Source organism: Ligilactobacillus ruminis DSM 20403 = NBRC 102161 (assembly GCF_900113455.1).
In the GTDB taxonomy this organism is placed as follows: domain Bacteria; phylum Bacillota; class Bacilli; order Lactobacillales; family Lactobacillaceae; genus Ligilactobacillus; species Ligilactobacillus ruminis.
Map to the genome: position 1 here is coordinate 12,253 of NZ_FOPI01000010.1, position 26,905 is coordinate 39,157.

General features: G+C 45.3%; 29 protein-coding genes. 28 read left to right on the forward strand and 1 reads right to left on the reverse strand.

Annotated elements, in window-relative coordinates; all coding sequences use genetic code 11:
* Positions 1-175 precede the first annotated feature (175 nt).
* Entirely contained in the window at positions 176-1,183 is a 1,008-nt protein-coding gene (gene rbsR, locus BMZ95_RS03870; protein WP_014074009.1) for a ribose utilization transcriptional repressor RbsR, read from the reverse strand.
* A gap of 200 nt (positions 1,184-1,383) precedes the next feature.
* On the opposite strand from rbsR, the gene BMZ95_RS03875 reads away from it, so the two are divergent.
* From BMZ95_RS03875 to BMZ95_RS04010, 28 genes are all read left to right on the forward strand, one after another.
* Positions 1,384-3,489: a methyl-accepting chemotaxis protein gene (locus tag BMZ95_RS03875; RefSeq protein WP_041820103.1), complete on the forward strand. Its 2,106-nt coding sequence runs from the start codon at positions 1,384-1,386 to the stop codon at positions 3,487-3,489.
* A 550-nt stretch (positions 3,490-4,039) separates the two neighbouring features.
* Positions 4,040-4,807, forward strand: a complete 768-nt coding sequence (locus tag BMZ95_RS03880) for a MotA/TolQ/ExbB proton channel family protein (RefSeq protein WP_014074007.1) — start codon at positions 4,040-4,042, stop codon at positions 4,805-4,807.
* 11 nt (positions 4,808-4,818) lie between these two features.
* A complete protein-coding gene (locus tag BMZ95_RS03885; protein ID WP_046922506.1) occupies positions 4,819-5,622 on the forward strand; it encodes an OmpA/MotB family protein in 804 nt (267 codons plus the stop codon).
* Between the two features lie 817 nt (positions 5,623-6,439).
* Entirely contained in the window at positions 6,440-6,805 is a 366-nt protein-coding gene (flgB, locus tag BMZ95_RS03890) for a flagellar basal body rod protein FlgB (RefSeq protein WP_014074004.1), read from the forward strand.
* A gap of 12 nt (positions 6,806-6,817) precedes the next feature.
* Positions 6,818-7,237 carry a flagellar basal body rod protein FlgC gene (gene flgC, locus BMZ95_RS03895; RefSeq protein ID WP_014074003.1) on the forward strand — a complete coding sequence of 140 codons (420 nt, stop codon included), beginning with the start codon at positions 6,818-6,820 and terminating at the stop codon, positions 7,235-7,237.
* Positions 7,238-7,252: 15 nt separating this feature from the next.
* The gene (gene fliE / locus BMZ95_RS03900; protein WP_014074002.1) at positions 7,253-7,567 is read left to right on the forward strand and encodes a flagellar hook-basal body complex protein FliE; all 315 of its coding nucleotides are present in this window, start codon (positions 7,253-7,255) and stop codon (positions 7,565-7,567) included.
* 24 nt (positions 7,568-7,591) lie between these two features.
* Entirely contained in the window at positions 7,592-9,202 is a 1,611-nt protein-coding gene (gene fliF / locus BMZ95_RS03905; protein ID WP_014074001.1) for a flagellar basal-body MS-ring/collar protein FliF, read from the forward strand.
* Between the two features lie 19 nt (positions 9,203-9,221).
* Positions 9,222-10,226: a flagellar motor switch protein FliG gene (gene fliG, locus BMZ95_RS03910; RefSeq protein ID WP_014074000.1), complete on the forward strand. Its 1,005-nt coding sequence runs from the start codon at positions 9,222-9,224 to the stop codon at positions 10,224-10,226.
* The gene (locus tag BMZ95_RS03915; RefSeq protein WP_014073999.1) at positions 10,210-10,968 is read left to right on the forward strand and encodes a FliH/SctL family protein; all 759 of its coding nucleotides are present in this window, start codon (positions 10,210-10,212) and stop codon (positions 10,966-10,968) included. Before fliG ends, BMZ95_RS03915 begins: the two co-directional genes overlap by 17 nt.
* Positions 10,955-12,310: a flagellar protein export ATPase FliI gene (fliI, locus tag BMZ95_RS03920; RefSeq protein ID WP_056990402.1), complete on the forward strand. Its 1,356-nt coding sequence runs from the start codon at positions 10,955-10,957 to the stop codon at positions 12,308-12,310. The genes BMZ95_RS03915 and fliI overlap by 14 nt, the downstream gene beginning before the upstream one ends.
* A 27-nt stretch (positions 12,311-12,337) precedes the next feature.
* A complete protein-coding gene (gene fliJ / locus BMZ95_RS03925) occupies positions 12,338-12,763 on the forward strand; it encodes a flagellar export protein FliJ (protein WP_014073997.1) in 426 nt (141 codons plus the stop codon).
* Positions 12,764-12,792: 29 nt separating this feature from the next.
* Positions 12,793-14,166, forward strand: coding sequence for a flagellar hook-length control protein FliK (locus BMZ95_RS03930; RefSeq protein WP_225354884.1), 1,374 nt, complete (start codon positions 12,793-12,795; stop codon positions 14,164-14,166).
* 14 nt (positions 14,167-14,180) lie between these two features.
* Positions 14,181-14,654, forward strand: a complete 474-nt coding sequence (locus BMZ95_RS03935) for a flagellar hook capping FlgD N-terminal domain-containing protein (protein ID WP_014073995.1) — start codon at positions 14,181-14,183, stop codon at positions 14,652-14,654.
* Positions 14,655-15,008, forward strand: a complete 354-nt coding sequence (locus BMZ95_RS03940; RefSeq protein ID WP_041820101.1) for a flagellar protein — start codon at positions 14,655-14,657, stop codon at positions 15,006-15,008. It begins immediately after the preceding gene.
* Positions 15,009-15,086: 78 nt separating this feature from the next.
* On the forward strand, positions 15,087-15,992 hold the full coding sequence (locus BMZ95_RS03945) for a flagellar hook-basal body complex protein (protein ID WP_046922505.1): 906 nt from the start codon (positions 15,087-15,089) through the stop codon (positions 15,990-15,992).
* A 30-nt stretch (positions 15,993-16,022) separates the two neighbouring features.
* A complete protein-coding gene (locus tag BMZ95_RS03950) occupies positions 16,023-16,280 on the forward strand; it encodes a flagellar FlbD family protein (RefSeq protein WP_014073992.1) in 258 nt (85 codons plus the stop codon).
* Complete coding sequence (locus BMZ95_RS03955) at positions 16,273-16,815, forward strand: flagellar basal body-associated FliL family protein (RefSeq protein WP_041820099.1); 543 nt, start codon at positions 16,273-16,275, stop codon at positions 16,813-16,815. Before BMZ95_RS03950 ends, BMZ95_RS03955 begins: the two co-directional genes overlap by 8 nt.
* A 117-nt stretch (positions 16,816-16,932) precedes the next feature.
* On the forward strand, positions 16,933-17,277 hold the full coding sequence (locus BMZ95_RS03960; protein WP_014073990.1) for a flagellar biosynthetic protein FliO: 345 nt from the start codon (positions 16,933-16,935) through the stop codon (positions 17,275-17,277).
* Positions 17,277-18,083 (forward strand): flagellar type III secretion system pore protein FliP, encoded by an 807-nt coding sequence (gene fliP / locus BMZ95_RS03965; RefSeq protein WP_080927192.1) that lies wholly within the window; start codon positions 17,277-17,279, stop codon positions 18,081-18,083. Before BMZ95_RS03960 ends, fliP begins: the two co-directional genes overlap by 1 nt.
* Before the next feature lie 12 nt (positions 18,084-18,095).
* Positions 18,096-18,359, forward strand: coding sequence for a flagellar biosynthesis protein FliQ (fliQ, locus tag BMZ95_RS03970; RefSeq protein ID WP_014073988.1), 264 nt, complete (start codon positions 18,096-18,098; stop codon positions 18,357-18,359).
* 10 nt (positions 18,360-18,369) lie between these two features.
* Entirely contained in the window at positions 18,370-19,128 is a 759-nt protein-coding gene (locus tag BMZ95_RS03975; protein WP_056990405.1) for a flagellar biosynthetic protein FliR, read from the forward strand.
* Positions 19,129-19,149: 21 nt separating this feature from the next.
* Complete coding sequence (gene flhB / locus BMZ95_RS03980) at positions 19,150-20,217, forward strand: flagellar biosynthesis protein FlhB (RefSeq protein ID WP_046922502.1); 1,068 nt, start codon at positions 19,150-19,152, stop codon at positions 20,215-20,217.
* Between the two features lie 18 nt (positions 20,218-20,235).
* Positions 20,236-22,314 (forward strand): flagellar biosynthesis protein FlhA, encoded by a 2,079-nt coding sequence (flhA, locus tag BMZ95_RS03985; protein WP_046922501.1) that lies wholly within the window; start codon positions 20,236-20,238, stop codon positions 22,312-22,314.
* A 38-nt stretch (positions 22,315-22,352) separates the two neighbouring features.
* A complete protein-coding gene (locus tag BMZ95_RS03990) occupies positions 22,353-23,066 on the forward strand; it encodes a sigma-70 family RNA polymerase sigma factor (RefSeq protein ID WP_046922500.1) in 714 nt (237 codons plus the stop codon).
* A complete protein-coding gene (locus BMZ95_RS03995) occupies positions 23,063-23,767 on the forward strand; it encodes a flagellar hook-basal body protein (protein ID WP_014073983.1) in 705 nt (234 codons plus the stop codon). The genes BMZ95_RS03990 and BMZ95_RS03995 overlap by 4 nt, the downstream gene beginning before the upstream one ends.
* A 14-nt stretch (positions 23,768-23,781) precedes the next feature.
* The gene (locus tag BMZ95_RS04000) at positions 23,782-24,552 is read left to right on the forward strand and encodes a flagellar hook-basal body protein (protein ID WP_046922499.1); all 771 of its coding nucleotides are present in this window, start codon (positions 23,782-23,784) and stop codon (positions 24,550-24,552) included.
* Positions 24,553-24,571: 19 nt separating this feature from the next.
* Positions 24,572-25,282: a cell division ATP-binding protein FtsE gene (locus BMZ95_RS04005; RefSeq protein ID WP_046922498.1), complete on the forward strand. Its 711-nt coding sequence runs from the start codon at positions 24,572-24,574 to the stop codon at positions 25,280-25,282.
* Positions 25,283-25,630: 348 nt separating this feature from the next.
* Positions 25,631-26,902 carry a methyl-accepting chemotaxis protein gene (locus BMZ95_RS04010; protein ID WP_014073980.1) on the forward strand — a complete coding sequence of 424 codons (1,272 nt, stop codon included), beginning with the start codon at positions 25,631-25,633 and terminating at the stop codon, positions 26,900-26,902.
* The last annotated feature ends 3 nt before the right edge of the window (positions 26,903-26,905 follow it).

Below are 26,905 nucleotides of genomic sequence, written 5' to 3' on the forward strand. Positions count from 1 at the left end.
GCGGTTACGGGCAAAATGACGAAACCAGGGAATTGCCCGTAAAAAGCCCCAACACGCTGCACGTTCATCTTGCTTTAGCTGAATTTTCCAAAAAATGAGACGAAAAAATCCGCGCAAAAAAAAGCGCGGATTTTTCAAGCAAGTCGTTGCCTCGTGCTCTGCATTTTTAAAAATTCTAAGATAATTTTTTTGTGCTGTTGCGCTTAACCAGTTTGACCGGAAGCATGATCTCGGTTTGCGGCAGATCAGGGTTCTTGATGCGTTCGATGAGTTTTTTAAAAACAGTTGCGCCAAGCTCATGAATCGGCTGAGAAATCGAAGTCAAAGGCGGTGCAAGATATTCGTCAAGGTCAATGTTGTCGTAGCCGACGACCGAGTAGTCGTCCGGAACGCTTTTGCCTAAAAGATTCAACCCGTGATAAAGTCCGATGGCTACCTCGTCGTTGACCGTCAAAACGGCGGTGGCATCAGTTTTGATCAGCTTGTTTGCAGCGTTCATCCCGCCGATTTTGCTCATCTCGGTCGAAATGACGAGCTTTTCGTCAAACTCAAGCCCGTTTGAATTAAGTGCCTGCTTGTACCCTAAAAACCTTCGCTTGAGGTTGTCCGAAGGCTTCTTTGCCATAATCATGGCAATTTTGCGATGACCCAATTGAGCGAGATGATTGACGGCAAGCTCGGCACCGTTAAAATCGTCCGTCATGACGCGATCGCCGTCTGCAATCGGATTTTGATCGATCAGAAGATATGGAATGCGGTTTTTCTTCAGCTGATTGTCAATTTCGGTCTGTCCAATCGAAGGACTGGCAATGATGATGCCGTCGATTGAGCGATTGATCAGTTGTTCAAGGTGCTTGCGCTCGAGTTCCTGATTGTCGTTTGAGCTCAGAATCAGCGAGATGCAGTTTTGTTCCATTGCCAAAAACTCGATGCTTTTGATGAACGTGCTGAAGAACGGATTGCCAATGTCAGGAACGATCACGCCGATGGTTTTGACCGAATTAGTAATCAAATTTCGCGCATTGAAGTCAGGAACGTAGCCCAAAGCATCACGCGCATAAAGTACTTTTTGGCGCGTATCGTTCGAAAAACGGTTGGCTTTTCCGTTTAAAATCTGCGAAACGGTTGACATTGAAACGTCAGCGTAACGTGCGACGTCCCTGATCGTAACTCTGTTGGTCATGGCAAAAAATCCTTCTCATAACTTTGATTAAATCCGAATGAAATACAGTAAAGCTGATAAATTGTACCCCATATAGTTAACATTATATCATATTTTTATGATGTTTTAAGATGTTTTGGAAAATTATACTATTTATCTGTTTAAAACTAGGTAAAACATCCGATTGTTAAGAATATATGCATCTTGCGGAGGAATGAGAATTGAAAAAAAACATACATACATTGTTTAAAAAAAAGGGCAAAGTCGAAAGCAGCAAGAAAAAGGAGCATCGCAAATCATTAGGACGATTTGTGGGGTTATTTATGATTATCGCAGCATTGTTGTCGATCGTTGTGATGTTTTCGTCATCATATATTCAGACTAAGCATCTGTTGAATGAGCGCAACCGGCTTTCCAAAGAAACGGCTGCTCAAGTGATGGAAAAAACGTTGTCAGACATCGCATCCGATGCTGAAGCAAAGGTCAATGCCGGAACTTCGCTCTCTGGATTTACGCAGGGAAAATTCACGGGAAATAAGATACTTGATACGATGAAGACTTCATTTTCCGGAGACGACGTTTATTCTAACGTCTATTTCGGAACGCAAAGCGGAAAGCTTTACGCATTGAACAGCTTGTCGGAAAAAATCGATCCTAGAACTCAGGATTGGTATCGAGGTGCCATGAGCGACACGTCCAACGTCTACTGGACGAAACCGGAATATGACGAATCAACCGGACAGTATTATTCGATCGTGTCAGGCGCAGTTGAAAACAGCGGCAATCAGCGCGGTGTTTTGGCATTGCGTGTCGAATATGACGAGGTCGAAGCTGCCATCGGGCCTTTGAACGTTGGTAAAAAAGGGACGATTGCCATGATTTCAAAGCAAGGGGCCGTAATGGGAACCAAGTCTTGCGATACGAAAGAAATGTACAAGAAGGGCCAGGATATTTCATCAAGCGATGTGTACAAGAAAATCAAGGCAGCAAAGGGAACGAAAGGGACTTTGAAGGTTTCAGGAATCAAGGGAGTTTCCGAAATCTACTACAACAAGGGCGGTGCAAACAGTCAGGCATGGGCCTTTGCGTTTGTTCCTCAAAACGACCTCAGCGCAGAATTGGGCAAGCTTGCCACGACATCTTTGATTGTTTCGATCGTGATGGTCGTGTTGGTTGTGCTTGCATCGATGTTTGTGATCGAGGCAGTCAAAATCATGCTCGGCGGTTTTACGGAAGCATTCAATAGCGGCAAGGACGGTTATTTGGAACGTATTAACACGGATGATTTTGGAAACGGTCTTCAGGCCAGGGTTGCCAAAATGGCAGTTGAGCCAAGAAAAGATCGCAGCGAATTAAATGAGATGTCGCTTGCTTACAACGAAATGATCGATGCAATCTCTGCATTGACCGAAAGCGTGAAATCAAGTGCCGTCAAGACGGCTAAAAATGCCGAGAAACTGCGCGAAACTTCTGAACAGACGGCAAGCGCAGTTGACGAAGTGTCGCAAACAATCACTGACGTGGCAAGCGTCACCGAGAACCAGGCGCGGGAAACCGTTCATGGCGATGAGCAGATGAAAGAACTTTCAAGAATTGCCAATGAGCTTGCAAAGGACGTCGACGTGTTGGACAACGTTTCGACACAGACGGCTTCTTTGAATCAGCAAAACATGGCAACGATGACCGAAGTAAGCACCAACTGGGACAGCTCGCAAGAACAAACGGAACGCCTCGTTAACGAGATGCAGAATTTGAGTGACAGCATTCAAAACATCACGCAGGTTATCGGCGTAATCAATGAAGTTTCGCGCCAGATCAACCTGTTGGCTTTGAACGCATCCATTGAAGCGGAAAGTGCCGGTGATTCCGGCAAGGGATTTGCGGTCGTTGCACAGGAAATCAGAAAGCTTGCGGTCAGAAGCAAGGAGTCGACCAATCAGATTGTCGGTATCATTGAAGAAATCAAACAGAAGTCGGATCGCTTGTCGGATGAAGTCGAAATTTCAAAAGAAGTCGGCAAGCGCCAGACGCAACTGATTGATTCTGCAATCAAGTCGACGGAGGCCGTTTACAAGAATACCGAGCAGCTTATTTCAACATCTGAGCGAATCAAGCACAGCAATGATTCGTTAAACGAAATCGAAACCAAGGTAAGCGAAAGCCTCGACAAAATTTCAGCTTCGTCTGAAGAAAATGCTGCAGGAACGGAACAAGTTTCCGCAAATGCGGAAGAAGTTTCGGCTTCGATGTCAGAACTTGCAGTCGCAATTAGCGAACTGAGCGATACGGCTGATGAGCTGGCCAAGCATTCGAAACTTTTCAAGTAATATTTAGCATGAGGATTTTTCCCGGAAGAGATGAGGGGGAAGATCCTCTTTTTTGTCAAATGCAGATCGTGCGTGCTGCCGCGTCAATTGATGGCTACGACTTAGCAGCGTTCGCCGGGATGTTGGAGCTTTTTTCCAGCGTGGTTTGAGTTTTGCCTTTGCGGTAGAACATTTTTCCAAATTTTGGAGATTTTGTTTTGCTTCTGGATCCGTGCGATCCGGATTTTGAGGGGCAGGTAGACAAAAAAGAGGCATTCACCCAGTTTTTTGTCTACTTTCGGATCCGTGCGGTCCGAATTCGGAGGCGGCGGTAGACTATTGGATGTTTTGTCCTGCTTTCACCAACGAGCGCTCTGCACTTTCCGAACTAACCGGCCACATCTTCAAATCATTGTCAAATGTAGTGCTGTCCCTCGCATTTTCATAAATATTCAAGAATTACTCTCAAAAAGGTCAACTATACATCTTAATCGGACGGCTTAATTTTAAACATATTTTACCGATATAACAGATGTGTACATATATAGCAGTTAGTTACGGAGGGAACGAAATGGATATATTTTTGATAATAGGGCTTGTTCTTGGAGCAATCTGTATCGTGATGGCCCTGATTTTGAAGGGTGCCAGCATAGCGATGCTTTTGAACGGTGAAGTTGCCGTAATCATCTTTGGCGGTATGATTGCTGCTGTTTTGTCTTCTTATACGATGGCGGACATCAAGCGACTTCCGAAGGTCATGAAAGTGTTGATGTCAAATGAAGAGCCTGATTTGAACGGGACAATCGAGAAAATGGTCGAACTTTCAAACATTGCTCGTCGCGAAGGACTGCTTGCTCTTGAAGCACCTGTTAACGAACTTGACGATCCTTTTATGAAACAAGGTCTGGAGCTCGTCGTTGACGGGGCCGAGGCAGAACAGATCAGAGATTTGATGGAATCAGAAGTTGATGCGATGGAAACGAGACATCACCGCATGTCGGGCTTGTTCAAAACAGCCGGTGCAACGTCGCCGACATTGGGCGTTATGGGTGCCGCAATCGGTCTGATCGGTGCCCTGGGCAATCTTTCCGACATCAACAAATTAGGACCGATGATTGCTTCGGCCTTTGTTGCGACGATCTTTGGTATCTTCATGGGTTATTTGGTCATGATTCCGTTCGCAACGCGTTTGGAAGCCAAAAACGAAGAAGAAGTTTTGCTTAAGACGCTGATTATCGAAGGCGTCATGGACATTCAGGCGGGACATTCCGCAAAAGTTATCGAACAAAAGCTTTACGCTCAAATTCCGCCAGAAAAGCGCAAAGTTTCTGAAGAATAGGAGGGGAGCACGTGGCTAGAAGAAAGAAAGAACGAAAAGAAGAAGAGGCCAGTGAAGCTTGGCTTCTGCCGTATTCGGACATGCTGACCTTGCTGCTGGGTCTGTTCATCGTTGTTTCTGCCATGTCCAACGTTGATTCGAACAAATTCAATGCTTTGAAAAACGAATTCAGTCAAGTCATGTCGCTTAACCCGATCAAGAACGATTCAGCCGTTGACAACGTGATTGACATGGGTGAAACAGCCGCGAAGGGCAAGGGCGCATCATCCGCCTCGACCAAAAATCAGGCCGCGGCAAGCGAGCAGCGCGTTCAAAACAGTCTCAGCAAACAGCAGGCGCGTGTTCAAGAACGGCAGCAGTTAAAAGAAGTTGCTGAAAAACTTAAGCAAGACATCCAAAATACCGGACGTGCCGGCAATACGACCGTCAGCTATGAGAGCGACGGCGTGCACTTGAATCTTGATTCAAGCATTTTGTTCAATTCGGGTTCGGCAGATCTTTCCGATGCGGTCAAGCAAATGTTGGACAAGCTTGTTCCGGATCTTAAGCAGGTCAGCAGCAATCCCGTCATCGTTGCCGGCTATACCGACAACGTTCCGGTTTCAAAACGAAGCAAGTACGCATCAAACTGGGAATTAAGTTCCGCTCGTGCCGTAACCGTGATGCGCTACTTCGTCTCAAAAGGCGCCATCAGCGAAAGCAACGTTTCCGTTCAGGCTTATGCCGAAAATAAGCCCAAAGCCTCAAACGATACTGACGAGGGCAAGGCGCAAAACCGTCGCGTTGAGATTATAATTCGAAAAATAAACAGTTAATCAAACGAAATGCCGAACGAAGGCGGTCGATTTGCGATTGCTTTTGTCCGGCTTTTTTAAGTGCAGTGCTGCTCAACCAATCTATCAAAGATCTCATTCAAATTTACGGACAAACGGCCATTTTTGACCATTTTGTCCGTAATCGCCTTTTTTGGAGCAGGACATTTACGGACAGAAAACTCATTTTCATCGATGTGTCCGTAATTTTGCCAAATGCGGGGCCTGATAAATCAGCGTACCAAGCTATTTCGGGTTATTTCCACCATAGCAAGCGTCATGTATGCAAAACTGATCCGTTTTTTCAATTTGCGACAGAGTTTTTTCCAGCCGCTTTTTGAAGCAATCGTTTTTTTGAGATGAGTGAATATCAATTCATTTGAATATTGTTGGACAAGCATAACAAAAACTATTCGTATCATTAAAAATATGAAAGAAACGAGAAATGCAGCTTATGGCAAAATACAGTGAAGAAAGCCTATATTGAAACGTTTGCAACACAACTAAATTGAACCGAAAAGAGATGAAAATGCTGCGATCGGTCTCGATATAATAAATGTGTGGATTTTTTTTGAAATTATTGTTTTTAAAAATCGAACAAAATTCACTAAATTAACAAAAAAATAATTTTAAATATAATTATTTTAGGTAATATTTCAAGCAATAGACGAATGAATTTATAATCGCTATGTCATAATTTAACTATAAAGTAAGAAAATAGTCAGTTTAAGCAGTTAGTTGCAATTGAATAAGCTGGATGCAGTCAACGTTAGGCAATTGCTTGGCTTTTTTCGTATTCTGATTGAGGAGGGGATAGAAAATGGATACATACAACTTGTTAAAAACGGCAATGGACGTATCGCAAACGCGTTCAGAGCTTATTTCAAACAATATCGCAAATGTCAATACGCCAAATTACAAGGCAAAACGCGTCGTTTTCGAAAGTCAGCTGAGTCAAGCGATGGGCAATCTGAATCTGACGGAAACTCATAAGAATCACATGCAAATCGGTGGAACGAGCGGTCCTTACATCACATCTCGCAATACTGGATTTCAAAAGAACGGAAATAACGTTGACGTTGATACCGAAATGGTAAATCAAGCACAAAACGGTTTGTATTACAGTGCGATTACTTCTCAACTGAACGGACGATATAAAATGATGAATTATGTAATTAATCACTGAGGGGAGTAGATTATGAGTATTTTTAACGGACTTCAGATCAACGCAAGCGGACTTTCGCTTGAAAGAATGAAACTTGACGTGGCATCAACAAACATTGCAAACGTTAATACGACAAGAACGGCCGAGGGCGGTCCCTATAAGAAAAAAAAGGTTGAGTTTTCCGAAAATCTTCGCCAGGCTCAAGGAACGAACAAGATTACAAGTGCAGGCGTCAAGGTAACGAACATTGCTGAAGACAATACGACCAAATTGACGTATGATCCGACGAATCCAGATGCTGACGCAAACGGATACGTTGAAATGCCAAACGTCAACATGGCTGATGAAATGGTCGACATGATTCAAGCGATGCGTACTTATGAAGCAAACGTTTCGTCAACTGAAGCAAACAAGAACATTTTGAAGAAAGCACTTGAGATTTCAAAGGACTAATTTAGGAGATAAGCTATGAATTCAATTTCAGGATTAGGGAACTATCAGAATCAGTTGTCCAAGATTACCGGATTGTCTGATGGACAAAATCAAATATCAAAAACTGATGCAAAGTCTTTTGGATCGGTTCTTGAAAAAGCCATTGCAGGCTTGAACAGCAACATGAACACCCTGGATCAGGGAACGAACGGAATGATTTCCGGAACCGAAAGCGATTTGGGAAAAGTCATGATCAACATGACGGAAGCTCAATTATCATTGGAAACCGCAGTCCAGGTGCGCAACAAGGTGATTGAAGCATACAACGATATCAAGAACATGCAGTTTTAGTTAGTAGCAGGGGGTTAAAATCAAGTGGATAAAGTAAAGGACGCTTTAGAAGCCTTGAAGGCAAAATGGAGTGAATTAAGCCGCCTTGTCAAGATTGCCATCGTTCTTGGAATCATCAGCCTTTTTGCGATAATCGGCACGGTTTACTACATGAACACGCGCGTTGAATACAGCGTGCTGTTTTCAAATTTGAGCGAAGCAGACGCTGGGACGATTTCTCAGGATCTTGATTCGCAAAACATCAAATATAAGCTGGCAGACGACGGCAAAACGATCATGGTCGACAAGACGAAGGTCGATCAGTATCGAATCAATCTGGCCGTCGACAACAAGCTTCCAAGCAGTTCAAAAGGGTTTGAGCTGTTTGACTCGGCGAACATGATGACGACTGATGAAGATCGCAAAATCATGTATCAAAGGGCTTTGACAGGAGAATTGGAAAAATCGATTGCTGCTTTGGATGACGTTGACAAGGCAAAAGTCAATTTGACGATTCCAAAATCAGACAACGTGTTTGACAATTCGACTTCAAAAAAAGCCAAGGCATCAATCGTATTAACGCTTAAGGGGACTTCGATTTCGAAGGATGCGGTTCAGGGAATCGTTGCTTTGACGACCGGTGCGGTTCAGGGACTTGACAAAAAGAACGTCAAAGTCGTCGATCAGACCGGAAAAATTTTGAATAAAAATGAAGAAGACGATGATTCCGACAGTTCCAGCGCGACAAGCAAGTACATGAAACTCAAGAGTCAGTATGAAAAACAGATGGAAAAGAAGATTACGGGCTTGATCGAACCGGTTGTCGGCAAGGGCAAAGTCAAGGCCTCCGTAAACGTTGATCTGAATTTTGACGCAGTGGAAAAGAAGATTACGAATTACAGCAATCCTCAGATCAGAAGCGAAAACGTTCAGGCAAGCGGCAAGCAGGCCGAAATCAAGCAGGCACAAACCGGTCAGGTAAACGACAACGTTGATAACGTTACTGGCGATGCCAACAATGACAATGCTTCGTACAACAGAACGGTCAACAACGAGCTGAATACTGAGACGACGAAGATCATCAATGCACCGGGATCGATCAACCGTATGACGAGCTCAGTCGTCATCAACGGGGACCTTTCGGCAGGAGATTCCAAAAACATCCGCAAGCTGATTCAAGGAGCTCTCGGGTACGACAAGCAGCGCGGTGATACCGTTTCCGTTCAGGCAGTCAACTTTGCAAGAGCGAAGTCGACGAAGAAGACGGTTGCCAAGAAACCGGCCAAGAAGACGAACTGGGTATTGATTGGAGCATTGATTGCAGCAGGCGTTCTTACGCTTGGAACGATCATTTTCCTCGTAATCCGTCGCCGCCGTCGTTTGGCTGAAGAGGAAGAAGAATACTATGATGATGATTATGACGTTGACGTAACCGATGAAGGAGAAGAAGAGGAGGAGGCAAAAGAAGGCGCTGAGGAACTCGATCCGGAAATTTTGGCAGAACAGGAACGTCAAAGAAAAGAAACAGAAACCAAGCGTAAAATCGCCGTTTCAACCGAACAAAGGGCAAAAGAATACGCTACGAAGCATCCTGATGTCGTTGCTGACTTGATTTCAGCATGGGTCAAGGAAGGCGGAAAAGGGAAAAAGCAGTAGATTGGGGTGTTTTGAGTAAATGGCAGAATTAAGCGGAATAAAAAGGGCAGCAATCTTAATGATTGCACTTGGCTCGGAAACTTCTTCAAAAATCATGAAGCAACTTCCTGAATCAATGATTCAGCAGGTCAGTTACGAAATCGCCAACACCGATTACGTTTCTCCCGAAGAACGCGATGAGGTAATGAACGAATTCGTCAACACTGCTCAGGCACGTCAATACGTGCTTGACGGCGGGATTGAATACGCCAGAAACTTGCTCAATCAGGCGTTGGGACCGCAAAAAGCAAAAGAAGTCATCGATGTTTTGAATCAGATTCAGCTGCGCGAGCGTCCGTTCGACATCGCGCGCAAGGCTGATGAAAAGCAGCTGCTGAATCTTTTGCTTGAAGAACAGCCGCAAACGATCGCGCTGATCATGTGCTATCTTCAGCCGGATAAGGCGGCAAGCGTTTTGGCGGAGCTTCCGACAGAGCTTCAAGCAGAAGTTGCAGAGCGAATCGGATCGATTTCATCAACGTCGCCTTGGGTCATCAAGGCAATCGAACGTGTAATGAAAAGCAAGTTCACGAGCTTCGACGAATCCGAAACGGAAAAGGTCGGCGGCGTCAACGCGTTGGTCAATATTCTCAACTCTGCAAGTCGCAGCACGGAAAAGAATATTATCGACGATTTGGAAAAACGTCAGCCAGAACTTGGCGCAGAAGTCAAGGCCAACCTCTTCACGTTCGACGACATTATCACGTTGGAAGGTCGCGACGTGCAAAAGGTCTTGCGCGATGTGCCTAACGACGTTTTGGAACTTGCGCTCAAAGGTTCTGCAGAAGATATCAAAGAGTTCATTTTCAAGAACCTGTCGACACGTGCAGCCGACAACATCAGAGAAGATCTCGAGTACATGGGACCGGTTCGTTTGTCGTCCGTCGAAGAGGCACAGCAAAAAGTCGTTGCAGTTATCCGTCGCTTAGACGATGCAGGAGAGATTTACATCGGAAGAGGCGAGCAAGATGCAGTGGTCAAGTAAAAGAGGCAGCATAGTCAAATTATCGTCCGTAACCAAAGGAGAAGAAAAGGAAATCGTCACGAAGATTGTTGAGAAAAAAGAACCTGAGGACAATTTGCCAAATGAAGAACAGCTCCTGATCAGTCGGACGGAAAGAAAACTTGCCAAAGAACGTGAAGAGCATCGCAAAAAGCTTGAGCAGATGGAACAAGAGATCATCGCGAAGGCAAATGCAGAGGCTGAACAAATTAGAGAAGATGCTCAAAAAAAAGGCTATGACGACGGTCAGCAATCAGGCTACCAGGATGGTTATCAAGCGGGATTGAAGATTGCGCAAAAAGTCATCGAGCAGGAAAAAAGCAATTTGAATCAGGCAAATGAAGATTGTCAAAAGTTCGCCAAAGAAAAAGAAGAAGATTTGCGAAAGTTTGCGATCAAGCTAGCGGAGATTCTGATCAAAAAGCAGCTTGATGTCGATGCTTCGACGATTACCAACATTTTGGCTCCCGTCTTCATTGAACTGGAAAAACCTGATGAAATGATTATCGTCAGAGCAAACGCTTGCTACAAGCAGCCGTTGATTGATCGGTTGGACAAAATGCACAAAGAAGTTCCGAATCTGCGTTATTCGGTGTTGGAAGATGAAGGCCTTGAGCCGTACACGGTGAAAATCGAGTCAAACGAGTCGTTTATCACGGTTGATATCAAAGAAGATTTGGAAAAGTTCTTAAAGAGTTTGGGTGAGCAGAATGAGCATGATTGATTTGAGTTTTTCGGCCGAAGATTACTTATATCAAGCCGAACATCACAAATTTTATACGACTTATGGCAAAGTCAGCGAAGTCGTCGGATTGGTCATTAAGGCTGAAGGACTCAGCGTGTTCGTCGGTGAAATCTGCGAAGTGGCCATCAAAGGTTCTGACAAGGTCGCTTTGGCAGAGGTTGTCGGCTTCGTTAAAGAAACGGTGCTTTTGATGCCTTTGGACGAACTTGAAGGAATCGGACCAGGGTGCGTCGTCAAACCGACAGGCAAGACTCTGCAGGTCAGAGTCGGACCTCAGCTTTTGGGTCACACGCTTGACGGCTTGGGCAGACCACTTGACGATTCGGACATCGATACCGACAAGCTGGTCGATTATCCCGTTATTCAAGATTCACCGGATCCTTTCAGAAGAAAGCGGATTTCAAACGTCATGCCGACCGGGGGCAGAACGATTGACGGACTCTTGACCGTTGGCGAAGGTCAGCGCATGGGCATCTTTGCCGGCTCGGGTGTTGGCAAAAGTACTTTGCTTGGGATGATTGCGAGATATTGTCAGGCAGACGTGATCGTGATCGGACTGATCGGTGAACGTGGTCGCGAAGTGATGGAATTTATTGAAAAAGATTTGGGAAAAGAAGGCTACGCCAAATCGGTTGTGGTTTGCGCAACGTCCGATACGCCGCCGCTTGTCAGATTAAAAGGCGCGCATACGGCAACTGCAATTGCTGAATATTTCAGGGATCAGGGCAAAAAAGTCGTGTTGATGATGGATTCCGTGACTCGCTTTGCGATGGCACAGCGCGAAATCGGGCTTTCGACCGGTGAGCCGCCGACAACCAAAGGCTATACGCCGTCAGTGTTTGCTGAATTGCCAAAGCTTTTGGAACGAAGCGGGATGTCTGAGAAAGGTTCGATCACTGCATTTTATACGGTGCTGGTCGAAGGTGACGACATGAACGAGCCGATTGCCGATGCCGTTCGCGGTATCTTGGACGGACACATCGTTCTTTCAAGAAAAATCGCTTCGCAAAATCACTATCCGGCAATCGACGTCCAAGTCAGTCTGAGTCGTCTGATGAAGGAGCTCGTTTCGGAAGAACATACGAAAGATGCCGGCGAGTTACGCGAAAACATGGGCGTTTACAACGATTCAAAGGATCTGATCGATATTGGGGCCTACAAGAAAGGGTCGAATGCAGTGATTGATTACGCGGTCTCGCTGCACGTGCCGATTGAAGATTTTTTGAAGCAGCGCGTTGAAGAATATTCGAGTTTTGAAGAAACGGAAAGCAGATTGCACGGGTTGTTTGAAGAAGTTCCGAGCGGGCAATGGTCCGGCTGACAAGCCAAAGGAGAGGGGCATTTTTAAATGAAGAAATTTCAATTTTCTTTGCAAAGAGTTTTGGAGTATCGAATGACGCTGGAAGATCAGGCAAAGGCCAAATTTGCAAACGTTCAAAGGATAATCAATCAGACCGAACAGGAAATCGTTGAGCTTGGTCATGAAAAACGCGATATGATGGACGTTCGCGAATTCAATCTTGGCAGACTTCAAGTGCAAAGAAGGTATCTGGCCGAGCTTGATAATGAAATAATGGCGGCACAGAGCCGTTTGAGAGATCTTCATGCCGAACATCAAAAAGCTTTGAACGAATACGTCGAAGCGCAAAAAGAGCGCAAAGTCTTGGAAAAGCTGCGCGATAAGCAAAAAGAAGACTATCAGCTTGAAGCAAATCATGAAGAACAAAAACAACTTGATGAGATGGCCAATCGCCCCAAGTATAAAATGGCGTAAGAATCATGAAATTGAAGGGAGGTGAAAAAATGGAAAAGGTAATGCCGAACGTCGGTTCAGTCACGGTCGAATCCGTTTCAATCACATCGCAAAAAACAGTCAAAGCAAGCGACAAAAACGAATTCAGCAAGCTTGTCAACAAGAGCAAGTCGAAAACGCAGGCAAAAGTCAATCAAGAAAATGCCGATCAAAACAATGACGGAAAAGATGACGGGAAAAAAGTTTCCGACAATTCCAAGCAAGATGCCGATGACAAAAAAGTTGCGGTCAAAGATCAGCAGTCTGATGAAAAGCAAACGGAAAAAGATCAAACTGCGACTGTTCAGGCTGAGATTCAGCCGGTCCAGGTACAAGAAGTCAAAGCAATTTCTGAAACTGACGTGAAGCCTTCAGTGACTGAAAACCAACCGTCTGATGCAGTGACGGTTTCAGAAGTTTCGAAATCGGATTCCAATCAAAAGTTGGCAACGATTCAGCAAACGGTCACGATTGATGTTCAAACTGACGAAGCTCAAGCGCAGCCGTCGGAAAATGCAGACGAAAAAAAGCAAGCGTCCGCTGCAACGACACAGAATGGGCAAACCGTTGACGTTCAAACAAAAGACAATGTTCAAACGTCTCGGGAGCAAACGCAAGCGGTTCAGACCACAAGCGTCGCACAGACTCAGCAGACGAGTCAAAATCAGGTTCAGCAAGCGACGAATCAGCCGCAACAGACTCAATCGACCGTCAAAGTCGAAGAGGTCGGCACGGTTCAAAACGTTGAGACTCAAGCAAGCGATGCGAAGGTCGATTTGAACGAGCTTGCAACGCTCAACAATCAGGCACAGGCGATTCAAACAGCCCCAGCAGATACGAAGGCTGCATTTTCAGCTAAGATGAACGTTGCGACAACGAGAGCAGCTGAAAAACTCGCTCAGCCGATCGTTGAAAAAGTTTCGACGTCGGTCGCCCCAAACGGCGGACTCAAAACGATCACGTTGCAGCTGACACCGGCCAAGCTCGGAAACGTGCGCATCGTGATGCACGTCAGCGAGCAGGGCATTTCGCTCAAGTTCAACGTTCAAACCGATCAGGCAAAACAGCTGCTGCAGTCGGTTACAGGCAAGCTTGAGCAGATTTTGAAAAATGCAGAGGTCAACGCGACGCAGCGCACAACGCAAAGTTTCAATCTTCAAAAAGCCGATCAGCCTGAAACCGTGACGAAGGCGCCGCAATTTGAACAGGATACGAGCAGTCTGCTGAATTCGAATCAAAACGGATCTCAACAGTTCAATCAAAACGGCATGCGTCAGATGAGAACGGTCAACGGCTATCGCAAAGCCCCGGTTCTTGAGACAAAGCAGGAAGACGAGGACAAAAAAGAACAAGTGCCGACGAGCACGATCAGCATTTTGGCATAGGAAAGGAGAAAGAGATGACAGAAGTAGTTAACAATACGGCCATCAGTCAAGCGTTGAGAACGGCCGACGTTTCCAAGGCGGTTGCCGGTGCGGCTAATTCCCAGACGTTAAAAAACATCGGGAACAACAACTCGACGATCAAGATTGACGACTTCTTGAAAATTATTTCGACTGCTATGAGCAATCCTTCGATTTCCGGCGATTCGTCATCGTCAGGTTCAAGCGGGACTGACTACATTTCGCAGATGGCTCAATTTTCAACGATGGAAACTTTAAATGAGCTGAACAAGACCGTTACGACGGCAATGATGATTTCACAACAGCAACAGGCATTTTCATTGATCGGCAAAACGGTTGACATGGTTGATGAGAAGAATCAGCCTTTTACCGGCAAGGTCGAACGCGTTTCGTTCAAAAACGGGTTTGCTCAGATCAGCGTCAACGGCAAGTATTATGACATGAGTTCTCTTAGCGGGGTTGGTGAATAAATGATGCGCATTTCCCAAGTTGGCTTGGAAAATCAAAATCACGCAACGATCCAGGCGCAAAAAAAGAGGAATCAGCAAGATTTTGGAAATGAACTTGAAAAAGCGCAATTGAAAATTTCTAATCACGCTCAAAAGAGAATGAGTGCCAGAAAATTAAATCTTGCGGATGACGATTATGTTCAAATTTCAAAAGCAGTCTCTGAGCTTCAAGAAAAAGGAAGTCGGGAGTCTTTGCTCTTGTACAAAGATATGGGACTCATCGCAAACGTTCAGAACAGAACGATTATTACGGCGATGGACATGAACGAAATCGGGACTGTCACGAACATCGACAGTACCAAGTTTATCAAATAGCAGCCGGACCGAAAGGAAGCTGCTGCATCTTTTGAACGACTGAAAAAGATGCAATCATTTAACAGGAGGAATTTTTAAATGTTAAGATCTCTTTACTCAGGCGTTAGCGGCATGAAAGGTTTTCAGACTCAAATGGACGTTATCGCCAACAACGTTTCAAATGTTAATACGCACGGTTTCAAAGCAGGTCGTGTTTTATTCCAAGACATGGTCAGCCAAAATACGACGTCAGCCTCAGAGCCCGGCTTGGGCCTTGGCGGTGTCAACGGCAAGCAGGTCGGACTTGGGATGCAGACAGGTGCCATTGATACGATGACGGGCCGTGGCAACATGGAATCTACCGGTCAGGACATGGACCTTTACATTCGAGGCGAAGGCTACTTCGTCGTGCGCAAGGAAGCAACGGCCGATTCCGATGCCGTGACATACTACACGCGTGACGGTGCCTTCAAGCGCGACAGCCAAGGGTTGTTAGTCAACTCCAATGGTTATCACGTCAAGGGGCAACCGACAAAGGGAAACATCCCTGCCCCTATGGACAACAATTTCAAGAGTGAAAACTATTTCGGTAATCCGAACGCTACGGGTTCAAATCTCGCTGACATCAATATTCCTGAAACGGTCAACGGTCAGCGTTTCGAATCAGTCACGATCGATAATTCAGGTCTTGTCGTTGCAAAATACGGTGATACGCGCTATGCAATGGGCAAGATTGAACTTGCCAAGTTTAACAACCCGTCCGGTTTGCAAAAATCAGGCAGCAACAACTTCTCCGTCACGAACAACTCGGGCGATCCGAACTTTGCAACTCCAGGTCTTGGCGGTACCGGTACTTTGGAATCAGGATTTTTGGAAATGTCAAACGTCGATTTGGCCGATCAGTTCTCGCAAATGATCATCGCAAGTCGTGCATACCAGGCAAACTCGCGCAGTATTACGACTTCGGACGAAATGTTGCAGGAGTTGCTGAACCTGAAGCACTAATTGCGAAATGAATAAAAAGTGAGTGGTAGCGTGATTGAATTAACAGCATGGAGCGGCGAAAAATTTTATCTCAATCCGGACATGATCGTCAGAATCGACGAACGACCGGACACGGTGATTACTTTGACGGACGGGACGCCGATCGTCGTCAAAAATACCGCAAAAGAAGCGGTTGAAAAAATCACTGCATATCGCCGCCTTGTTTTTAGCGGATTGTTAGACGCAAATGCAACGGAGGATGACTACAAATCCTCAGAAAACGATAGAGAGTTGGGTGAAAATGGATAATAAAAAAGAAGCACCAAAGGCAAAGACAAAAAAGCCTGCGGCAATTGAAGAAACAGAAGTTAAAAAAGGTCCAAAGTGGGGAATCCTGATTCCTTTGATCGTGATCTTGACGATTTGCGGCAGTGTCGGTGGTACGGTTCTCGCAACGCATTTCCTTGCGCCTAAGACCGAACAGGCAGGTTCTTCCGTCAAGCGCAACGCCGGAACAGGCAAGATTTCCGATGACGAAAAACTGGTCAGCGTGCCGAAGTTCGTTGTCAACCTTGCAACGGACGATTCGGCCAATACGCAGTATGCGCGCCTGAAGATTTCAATCTTGGTCGAAAATGGCGACAAGGCCGCTGAAGCCAAGAAAAACATGGCTGTGATTCGTGACGCCGTTATCAATGTCATGAAGAAGAAAAAGGCCACGGATATTTTGAGCAATTCCGGTAGCGTAACGGCTTTGAAGAACGAATTAAAAGACGGAATCAACGAAGAGCTCGGCGAAACGCTGGCAATTCAGGTTTACGTAACGGATTTGGTTGTTCAATAAAACTTCTTAAAAAGTTAGATGTAATTCTGTTGATTGAGTTTTAAGCATTATGTAAAATACACTCAATTAATGAATTCTGCGGTTTAGTCCGCGTCAGTTAGTTGGAGGTTTTGTTGTATGGACGGGATTTTGGCCTTGGTCAAAATGATTGCCGGATTGGCGGCGGTTTTATTGCTGATCGTTTTGACGCTGAAGTATCTGAATCGCTTCACAAGTCAGGCGAATGAAAATTTTCGCGTCATGAAAAAGATTGCGGTCACGAAATCGTCATCTTTGGCAATCGTGTTGATTATCGATAAATATTACGTGATGAGTTTTTCGGAACAGGAAAACAAGATCATAAGGGAATTGTCAAAGGAAGAAGCAGAAAAGCTGATTCAGGAAAACAGGCAAAATGAAGAAAGGCAGCTCGAAATGGCTGAAAACTTCAAAAAAATTTTCGAGAAAGCAAAGAGGAAGTAATGATGAAGTTCAATAAAAAGAATATCAAAATTGCGGCACTGGTACTTTTCGGAATGATGGCCTGTTTTTTGATCGTGGTCAGGATGCCTGACCACGTTGCCGCAGTGAGCACGAGCGACGTGACGAATACGGTCAATAAGCTGATTAACGGAAATAATCAGGGCTCATCGAGCAAGATTGTCGATACGTTCGTCATCATGACGCTGTTGTCGATCATTCCGCTGATCTTGATCATGACGACTTCGTTTACGCGAATCATCGTCGTCTTGTCGTTTGTCAGGTCATCGCTTGGAACTCAGCAAAATCCTCCCAATCAGGTTCTGATCGGGCTGGCGCTGTTCTTGACGCTGTTTACGATGCGCCCCGTCTATAACGATATTTATCATAATGCGATTCAGCCATACAATGAAAACAAGATTACTCAGCAAGAAGTGTTCGACAGGTCTGAAAACCGCATGAAGGAATTCATGTATAAGCAGGCCAACCCAAAAGACGTCAAGCTGTTCAAAGATCTGGATCAAAAAAACGAACGAAAGAAGATCAAATATCGTACATATAAGGACATTCCGTTTACGGTAATGGCACCGGCATTTATCTTAAGCGAGTTGAAAACCGCATTCAGCATCGGCTTTTTGCTGTTCATACCGTTTATGATCATCGACCTGGTCGTGGCTAGCGTCCTGATGTCGATGGGGATGATCATGTTGTCCCCGGTCATGATTTCGCTTCCGTTCAAGATTTTGCTGTTTGTTTTGGTCGACGGTTGGTACCTTTTGGTCGAATCGCTCGTTCAAAGTTTCAATTAAGGGGGCAGGCAAATGAGTATTGAAGTCGTAACAGATGTGATGCGTGACGCGTTGATTCGCGTTTTGATCGTCTCGGCACCTGTCATTTTAGTTGCAATGATCGTCGGCTTGATCATCAGTATTTTTCAGGCAACAACGCAGATTCAGGAACAGACGTTGAGTTTTGTTCCCAAGCTTGCAGCAATCTTCGTCACGCTGATTATAGCGGGAAATTTCATGATTAACATTTTGCTTGAATTTACTCGGCATATTTTCAGAATGATCAGCAACTTGTGAGGTGAAAAGCATGAGCATGGTGCAGATCCAAATATTAGGTTTGATTGCATGCCGCGTGTTTTCGTTCATGTCAGTTGCCCCGATTCTTTCTGAAAGGAATTTTCCGAATCCTTGCAAGCTGATTCTTGGAGGCGGGTTGATTCTGTCGGCATTTTCGCTTGCAGCAGCCTTTGAAAAAGAAGTTGCCTTGGCCGTCTTCATTTTGATGGCAGTCAAGGAAACGATTTTTGGCTTGGCGATGGGATATTTATGCCGACTGGTTTTTTTCGGGGTCATGATTACGGGCCAGTTCATTGATTTTCAGGACGGTTTCATCATGGCTCAGGCATACGATCCAACGATGCAGGCATCAACCTCGCAATTTGGCAAAATGTACTATTGGCTTGCAATCATGGTCTTTTTTGCCAGCGGGTTGTACAGACAGATGATCAGAGGTCTGATGACATCATTTGACATCGTCAGTCTCGGATATCCGACTTTGACGGATGAATCGATTGGAGGAATCGTCAAGCTGTTTGCCAAGACGTTTGAGATGGCCTTCAACATGGGAGCACCGATCATTATTTCGATTCTCGTAATCGATATCGTGCTTGGAATTTTATCGCGTTCGATTCCGCAGCTGAACGTTTTGATGCTGTCGTTGAACGTGAAGACGACAGTCAGTTTTATTGTCTGTGTGCTGGTTTTGCCGAACATGGTCGATTTTTTGGCAAGCAACTTTTCAGAGATGATTCAAAATATGGCCGACTTTATCAAATCAATCGCTTAGGAGAGGCAGGTGAGAAGTGATATGGGAGACAAGGATGGAAAAACAGAAAAACCCACCCCGAAGCGGATTCGTGATTCACGGAAACGCGGTGAGGTAGCAAAGAGCCCGGATGTCGTTGCGGCAGTCGCGTTGTTTGTCTTTGCGATGCTATTTGTTCCACTTTGCGAATTTTCCATAAACCACTTCTCACCTTATTTTGTCAATTATCTTGAGATGCTGGCAAATCCCGATCAGATGATTGGAAGCTTGGGAAAAATTGCGTTTCAGGCAATTTTGATGATTTTTATCATGACGGGGCCGTTCATGCTGATTGCGATCGTGATCGGCATCGTCGGAAACATCGTTCAAGTCGGACTGCTCTTTACGGCGACTCCGATCAAGCCGGATTTCAAAAAACTCAATCCGCTGAACGGCCTTAAGCAGATGTTCAGTCTGAGAGCATTGCAGAATCTGGCCAAGTCGTTGGTCAAGCTGATTATCGTCGGATACCTTTGCTACAAGAAATACGTTGAAACGATTCCGACTCTGACGAGCCTGTCTGAAGTCGGAACGGGCAAGGTCTTGTTGTTCATGCTGAACATCTGCAAGGACCTTGCGACGCAGATCGGCATCCTGCTTGTCGTTGTTTCTGTTTTTGACTATGCGTTTCAACGCTACACGCATATGAAGAGCTTGAAGATGTCAAAACAAGAAATCAAAGATGAAATGAAGCAAATGGAAGGCGATCCTCAGGTCAAGGCCCAACGCAAAGCCAAACACCGCGAAATGATTCGAAATGCGGTCGCGCAGGTCAAAGATGCCACGGTTGTTTTAGCCAACCCGACGCACTTGGCAATCGCGATCAAATATGATGCGGAAGGTGCTGGCGTTCCTCAGGTTTTGGCCAAAGGGGCCGATGACGTGGCAATGAGAATCAAGGAAGAAGCCAAAAAGCAAAACGTGCCGATCATCGAAAACAAACCGTTGGCACGAGCGCTTTATCCTAAAGTCGATGCCGGCGATTTTATTCCGGTCGAATTTTATGAAGCCATCGCAGAAGTCATTGCTCTTGTTTACAAGCTTGAGCAAGAAGCAAAAGGAAAGATTTAATCAGGAGGAGAAAGTAAGTTGGACAATAAAGCGAAAGCAAAAAAGGGCGGGTTGACGCCCGCTGAAATTGTAATCTCTTTTCTTGTCATAGGCATCGTCGGATTGATCATCATTCCGCTCCCGACGTCATTGCTTGATATTTTTATCGTTACGAACTTGACGATTGCAATTAATATTTTGCTCATTACGTTGTTTACCAAATCAGTTTTGGAGTTTTCGACGTTTCCGACTGTTTTGCTGATTACGACGATGTTTAAACTCGGTTTGAACATGTCGTCGACGCGCTCCATCCTGACGACGGGAAACGGCGGACACGTGATTGAGGCCTTTGCCGATGTTGTGGCCGGCGAAAATTACATCGTTGGCATTATCTTGTTCGTGATCATCATGATAGTTCAGCTGGTCGTCGTGACAAACGGTTCAGGTCGTGTCTCCGAAGTTTCTGCTCGTTTTACTTTGGATGCGATGCCCGGCAAGCAGATGGCGATCGACTCTGACTTGAATTCAGGGGCGATTACTGAAGAACAAGCAAGACAGCGTCGCAAGGATCTGCAGCGCGAAGCTGATTTCTACGGATCGATGGATGGTGCTTCAAAGTTCGTTAAAGGTGATGCAATCGCCGGAATCATCATCGTTCTGGTCAATCTGATAGGCGGAACCATCATTTTCACTGCCAAAGGAGATTTGTCGATTACAGATGCGCTCAGCCAGTTCGGGAAATTGGCGATCGGTGACGGTTTGGTAAGTTCCGTCCCGTCGCTTCTGATTTCCCTGGCAACCGGCGTGATCGTAACGCGTTCTGAAGACAACAGCACTTTTGGGACTGATATCGCAAGCGATGCATTGAGAAATCCGCAGCTTTTCAAAGTCGTCGGGATCATCCTGCTGGTTTTGGCGCTCGTCCCTGGATTTCCCAAGATGCCTTTCATCGTCCTGTCACTGGCAATGTTTACCGCCAACGTTTTGGTCAAGCAAAAAGAAGAACAAAGAATCAAGGAAAGAATCAAAGAAGAACAGACTCTTGCATTGCAGCGCAAAAAAGAAGAGCAGGAAGAAGACGACGACGTGGCATCGTTTCAGGTCGAGCCGTTGTCGATTGAAATCGGCTATGGCTTGATTCCGTTGGTCGACAGCACGATCGACAACAGTCTGATGAACAGAATTTCTGCCATCAGACGGCAAACGGCTCATGAGCTCGGGATTTTGGTCAGCCCAGTCCGCATTCGCGACAACCTGTATCTGAACGCCAATGATTATTCGATCAAAATTCGCGGCAATGAAGTCGGGCACGGAGACATCTATCCTGACAAATACATGATCATCAGCCAGTCTGATGACGGAAGCTTCCCGTTCCAAGGAATTCCGACCAAGGAACCGGCCTTTCAGCTCGATGCGCTTTGGATCGATGAAAAGGATAAGGAAAATGCGGATCTGCAAGGCTTCACGGTGATCGAACCGCTGACGGTCATTGCAACGCACCTTAAAGAAATCATTCATGCGCATGCGCCGGAGCTTCTTGGCAGACAGGAAGTGCAAAAGCTTCTTGAAGGCATCAAGGCCAACAACAACGTCGTCATCGATGAATTGATTCCTGACATCATGCGTTTGGGCGAAGTCGAAAAGGTTCTTCAAAATCTGCTTGAAGAAAACGTTCCGATTAACGACTTGGCCACGATTCTTGAAACTTTGGCCGATTACGGAACGGTTACGAAAGATACCGAAGTTTTGACCGAGTATGTCCGTCAAGGACTCAGGCGAACGATTGCCAATAAATATGCGGATGAAAACGATCGTATCAACGTGGTCACGATTCATCCGAAAGTCGAAGAGATGGTTTCGCAAAGCATTCAAAAGACTGCAACCGGATCATATCCGGTAATGAAGCCTGATTCCGTCAACAAGATTTTGGCCGCAATCGGCGACATTTCACAACAAATGGCGGCACAAAACATGAACTACGTCATTTTGACGTCGCCAAAGATTCGTTTGGCCTTCAGAAAACTGATTGCATTCAACTTTCCTGACGTTGCAGTGCTTTCATTGAATGAAATTCCAAATGAAATTACAATTGAATCAATCGGGAACATTGAAATCTGATGCAGCGGATTAATCAAAGAAAGGGGCAGTGCCGTTTCATGTACGAGGTTGATCGAGAACAAGAAATATTGAAATACTTGCCCTTGGTAGAACGTGTTGCCAACCGCATCTCCATCAAAAATACTGAATATGAATATGATGATCTGTATAACATCGGCGTTATTGGTTTGATTGATGCAATGCAGAAGTTTGATTCGTCAAAGAAAGTTCCGTTTGAAAACTATGCGACCATCAGAATTCGCGGGGCCATCATCGATGAAGTCAGACGCCATTCAAAAATATCTCGTTACAAAATGGGGAACGTCAACAGCTTCTATCAGGCTAAGCAAGAACTTGAACAGGAAATGAAACGCGAAGTGACCGACAAGGAAATCATGAAGAAGATGGGAATCACCTCATCCCAGTTGGGCGACATTTATGACAGCATTCAATACCTTTCATCGGTTTCGCTTGAAAGCACGCTTTATTCAAATAACGACGAAACGGTCATGGTTCAAGACACGCTAAGGGATTCCAAGGCTCCGAGCGGAGAGAAGGAATTAATGAAGCAAGAGAGAAAAAAAGAACTGGTTGAAGCAATCAAGCGTCTCTCGGAACGTGAACAGCTCGTTTTGAGTCTGTATTACGAAGAAGATGCGACATTAAAAGAAATAGCCGCGATTTTGGATGTTTCGATTGCCCGCATTTCACAGATTCACGGCCGGGCGATTGCCAAGATCAGAGGCTATATTGAGGAGGCAAATCAGGAATGATCAGATCAATTGATACCTTGAAAAGCAATTTTGAAGTACTGCAAAAGAGGCAGGAAGCAATTTCTGCAAATATTGCCAACGTAAATACGAACGGTTATCAAGAAAAGAAACTGTTCCAGTCGACGCTGAAAAACGTTCAGCTGCACAACTTCATGGGCGGATTAAAAAATGAACAACGAGTCAACGTCGGAAATTTCACGTTCGGAAATCAGATAGACGGTTCATATTTGAATACCCAATCCGGTTCGATGCATGAAACGGACTTGAAAACTGATTTTGCAATCAACGGAGCAGGCTACTTCACGGTTCGCATGAACAACGGTCAGATCGGCTATACGAGAAACGGCAACTTTACCGAAAATCGTCAAGGACAGCTGGTAACTCAGGAAGGATATGCTGTTCTTGGGGCAAACGGCCAGGCGATCCAAGCAAATGAAGCCAATCCGAATTTTATGATCGTTTCGTTCAACAATGCGTCCGCTTTGCAAAACCAAGGCAATACAATCTATACGAGCAATACCGCAGGAACGCAGATCAGAAGCGAAGTCGTGCAGGGTATGCTTGAAGGATCGAATACGGATACGGCACAAAACATGGTGGATCTGATTCAGACTTCACGTGAATTTGAGGCCAACCAAAAAGTTTTAAGCACTGCCAACCAAACGCTCGGCAAAGCCGTAAATGAGCTTGGCAAGATTTAGCGGAGGATTTAACAATGAACATGAGTCAGATTTTGTCCATCAGTCGTTCGGGGCTTAATGCCTATCAACGCGAAATGGACGTCGTTGCAAACAACCTTGCGAACGTCGATACGCTTGGATACAAGGACAAACGAACAACGTTTCAGGAACTTTTGAACAACGGAACCAACGCAAACGAGGTCGGTCTGTCGCAAAATGCCGGCAACGTTGCCGTCAATGCCGGACTCAACGTGCAACAGGTCAACGAAAATTTAAGCCAGGGAGTGTTCAAATCGACTGCCGGAACTTATGATTTGGCAATTGACGGCGAAGGATACTTCGGGGTCAGGGACGGTGCAAACAATCTGTACCTGACAAGAGACGGCAGCTTCAGACGCGATGCCGACGGAAACCTTGTGACGAGCAAAGGAATGAAGGTTGAGGTTCAATCAAACGTTCCTTCAAGTCAGTGGCCGAAAGACGGCGAGGTCAGCATTTCGATATCCGGTTACGTTTCGATCGGAAACGTCAGGGTCGGGCGCATCCTGCTGTTTCGTCCGCAAAATTCGATCGATATGAACGACATCGGGAACAATCTTTACCGTTGCGACGGGAACTTGATTTCGTCGGCAAATAACAACGCCGGGTTCGGTCAGATCAATCAAGGCTTGGTCGAACTGTCAAACGTTGACGTTGCCGATACGATGTCTAAAATGATCATCACCCAGCGCGCTTATCAGATGAACAGCAAGGCCCTGCAGTCGACGGACGAAATGCTGCAGACGATCAACAAGTTTACGGAATAATAATGGGGAATGATGTCTCGTGATTAAATTTACGCATATCAGCAAAAAATATGACAACGGAAATTATGGTCTAAAAGATGTTTCCTTTAAGATTGAACAAGGGGAATTTGTCTACGTCGTCGGAAAAAGCGGCGCAGGCAAGTCTACTCTGCTCAAAATGTTCAATCGTGAAGAAATGCCGACGTCCGGCGAAATCTTAATGGGAAACGTCAAGATTTCGAGATTGAAGAACAATCAGGTCTATAAGTTGAGACGCCAGGTCGGCGTAATTCGGCAAAAGGATTTGTTTTTGCCTAATCGAAGCGCATATGAAAACGTCGAATATGTTCTGAGTGCGTGCGATGTTCCAAAAGAAGAATGGGACAAGCGGATTTTGGATGCATTTACGACCGTTGGCATGTGGAATTTTCGCGAGCATCGTACATATGAGTTGTCAATCGGACAACAGAAGAAAATTGCGATTGCAAGGGCAATCGTGACTTCGCCTCCGGTTTTGATCGCAGATGAGGCAACGGCCAATCTGGACAACCGGTCGGCGATGGACATAATGAAGCTTTTTAACAAGATCAACCGTCAAGGAATGACGGTCGTGTTTGCGACGCATGATTCGACGATGGTGAATACGTTGCGTCGGCGAACGTTGGAGCTTTCTTACGGCAACTTGGTCAGGGATGACAAAAAAGGCGGGTATTCGGCAACGAATGATCCTAAAAACGTGTATGTATGGTAGACGCGAACGGAAGGTTAAGAGACTGACCGATATTTGAAATAATCATAGCATTATACCGAAGTTACAAAGTGATTTTAAATTCAGTTCAAAATATAAACTCTGCATTTTAAAGGAAAAGTCACAAAAATTACAAATTTCAGATAAATCGTTCTATATTTTAGGCTAAAAATCACAGAAACTCCGCATAGTAACACGCGTAGTTTGCTTAAAATCGCTTCATTATCAACCGATATGAATAGCATGGGATCGCTGTCAGGTTAATATGTTTTTGTGAGGTGAAAGTGGTTTTTTTGCTTAATCTACACAGAGGTCAATTAGGATTAATTTCAGTTTGAAAGGAAAATTATCATGAATAACAAGACAAAGAATATTGTACAAAAACTAGTGCCGGTATTTGTTACGATCATAGCGGCAATTGTCGGATATTTCCTGTGCGCGCCGGCAAACGTTGTCGCATACTGGGTATTAGCAGTTATTTTGATTGTTGCGCAAGTTGTTTATCTCGTTTTCGGCGGCAAGATTGCCGGCCAAACGGGCGTCGGCAAGAACCTGAAGTTCATTGAAGAACACATGGAACAAATTGCCAACGGTGATTTGAGAAGCGTTGACGAATTGGCCGATACAGAAGACGACATTACGGACATGGGTCGAATCGCAACGGCTCTTCATGCGGTCGGTAATACGTTCAAAGGCTTTGCCGTTCAATGGGGCGAAGATACGAAGGAGAACGAAAAGAGGATTGCAACGCTGTCATCTGCTTGCGACAAGGCCAAAACCTCAACAGAAGACGTCGGCGACACGCTTGAAAAGCTTTCCGATACTTCACAGGTTTTGGCACAGCATGCGCAAACGGCAACGGAAGACATCGACTCGCTTTCTTCAGACATTGAAAATATCAATGACGTGATCGGACGTCTCGGAGAATCTGCCGACAAGTCCCAGGAAACGAATCAGCGCAACACTGAAATCATGGGTGCCGTATCCAAGTCATGGAGCGCAGAACGCGAAAACCAGGCACGTCTCGTCAAGGAAATGGGCGAAATGAACAAGGACATCCAAAACATCGGCAACATCGTTTCTTTGATCAACGACATTTCGGAACAAACAAACCTGCTTGCCTTGAACGCTTCCATTGAAGCTGCACGAGCGGGTGAAGCCGGCAAGGGCTTTGCAATCGTTGCCGAAGAAGTTCGTTCTTTGGCTGAACAGTCAGGCAATTCCACGAAGAGCATTCGTGAAATCATCGAACAAATCAGAAACAAGTCTGAAAGAATCACGAGCGATCTGAACGCTGCTTATGACAACGGCGAAGAACAAAACGAAGAACTCGGTCAAGCAATGGTTGCTTCACGCGACATTTCTGACATCGTTTACGAATTCGCGCAAGGTATCAAAGAGATGCAGACAAGCATTCAAGGCGTTGTTGACGTCAAGAATCGAGTAACGGATGCTTATATGAACATCGCAGAAGAAATCAGCCAAACTTCAGCCGGAACGCAACAGGTTGCCGCAAGCTTCGAAGACGTGCGCAATCTGATCTCTGAATTTGAAAAGAGCGTTGATGAGTTGCAAGAAGATGCTGACATCAAGAAACTTCAACAGGAAGCTTTTAAACTGTAAAAC